Consider the following 1722-nt stretch of genomic DNA (forward strand, 5'->3'; position numbering starts at 1 on the left):
TGCCCAGCCATTTCTCGGAGACGCCCTGATCGGCTGAGGGGAGCCAGTCGTAGGCGTCCGGGTTCATCGCGATGACGTCTTCGTAGCGCGGGGTGGCGAACTCGAGCTTGCCGCCCGTGGCGTGTTCGAAGATTGCCTGGGAGCCGTCCACGACCTGCTCGTCGCCGTTGGCGTCGGTGCGGTGGTACATGCCCTTCTTGAACTCGCCGGTTTTTTCGAGTTCGGCGTTGGTGGCTTCGCGCTGGGCGACGGACAGGTAGCCCTGGCCGCTGGCGCCGCCGGACTGGAGAACCAGTGTGCGAAGGCCTTCGGCGCGTTCCTGCGGACCGTAGTGGACACTCTCGGGGAAGTACCCGACCCAGCCTTCCTCCAGGAAATCGTCCTCGGAGTAGGGCAACCGGCCCTTGATCACGTAGCGGACCTGGTCGAAGTTGTGCCGGTGCCGGGGGGTCCGCCAACCGCCGCCGCCGGTGTGGCCCATGTTCAGGTCGTAGTTGTTCGGGGAACCGTCCTCACCGAACAGCAGGTGCTTCTGGTCCAGCACTCCCTCACGCATGGATCCAACTGCTTCGATATCAGTATCGGCTGCCTTGCTTACGCGCATCTCCAGCTCCTTCATAAAGTCGAGTCATCCCCCGGCAAGATCCGGCGGGGGGTGCGGCGCCCGGTCCGCCGCTGCTATACGTGCAGAACCGGCCGCCGTCCATTGACACTATCCCACATGGCGGGATATTGTTCAATAGCAGGGCGGGTGCACCGCCTCCTGTTTTCCCGATAACGCTCAAGCGGTTCAGGGTGAATGCGGTCCATGACAGCACCAACCCCGTTCACCACTGCCTGCACGACCATCACGACGCGAAGCCACGAGGATCGACCATGACGACGACACCCCTGACTCACACTCCCCATGACTCCGGCGTGCCGGCATCAGCGCGGGACTTCAGCGTCGAGGGGCGGGTGGTCATTGTCACCGGCGCAGCCCAGGGCATCGGCCGGGAACTCGCGCGCCAGTTCGCCGCGGCCGGAGCCGTTGCCGTGGTCGCTGACCTCGCCATCGACAAGGCCGAGGCAGTCGTGAAGGAAATTCATGACGCCGGCGGGGTAGGTCTGGCCGTTAAGGTCAACGTGGCCGACGAAGCGTCCGTCACGGCCATGGTCGACACCGTCATCCAGACCTGGGGCCGGATCGATGTGCTGATCAACAACGCCTCGATCTTCGCGAGCATCGAAAAGGGGCCGTTCGACGAGATTCCCCTGGCCCAGTGGGAACACGTGCTGAAGGTCAACATCACCGGCACCTACCTCTGCGTCAAGGCAGTCGCTGCCCATATGCGCCAAGCAGGCTTCGGCCGCATCATCAACATCTCATCCGACGCCGTCACCCGCGGCACAGCAAACTACCTGCACTACGTCACCTCCAAATCAGCACTGATCGGCATGACCAACTCCCTGGCCCGCGAACTCGGCAGCCACGGGATCACCGTCAACTGCATACGACCCGGCAGCGTCGCCACCGAAGTCGAACGCACCGTCAACCCCACCGCCGAAATCCGCGAACGCGCCGCATCCCTACAATGCATCCCCCGCGGAATGGTCCCCACCGACCTCGTCGGCATCATGTTCTTCCTCGCCACACCCGCCTCCGCATTCATCACAGGCCAAACCATCGCCTGCGACGGCGGATACACCCACAGCAGCTAAACCACCGCACACACCACACCC

The 1722-nt window shown here is 63.8% G+C and carries 2 protein-coding genes; one reads left to right on the top strand and one right to left on the bottom strand.

From position 1 onward, the window contains the following. A partial coding sequence (locus J2805_RS23875) for a hypothetical protein (RefSeq protein WP_309980544.1) occupies positions 1 to 604 on the bottom strand: 604 nt, incomplete at its 3' end. Between the two features lie 272 nt (positions 605 to 876). On the opposite strand from J2805_RS23875, the gene J2805_RS23880 reads away from it, so the two are divergent. After that, positions 877 to 1701: an SDR family NAD(P)-dependent oxidoreductase gene (locus J2805_RS23880; RefSeq protein WP_309980546.1), complete on the top strand. Its 825-nt coding sequence runs from the start codon at positions 877 to 879 to the stop codon at positions 1699 to 1701. The last annotated feature ends 21 nt before the right edge of the window (positions 1702 to 1722 follow it).

The organism is Arthrobacter oryzae, assembly GCF_031454875.1.
GTDB classification, from domain to species: domain Bacteria; phylum Actinomycetota; class Actinomycetes; order Actinomycetales; family Micrococcaceae; genus Arthrobacter; species Arthrobacter oryzae_D.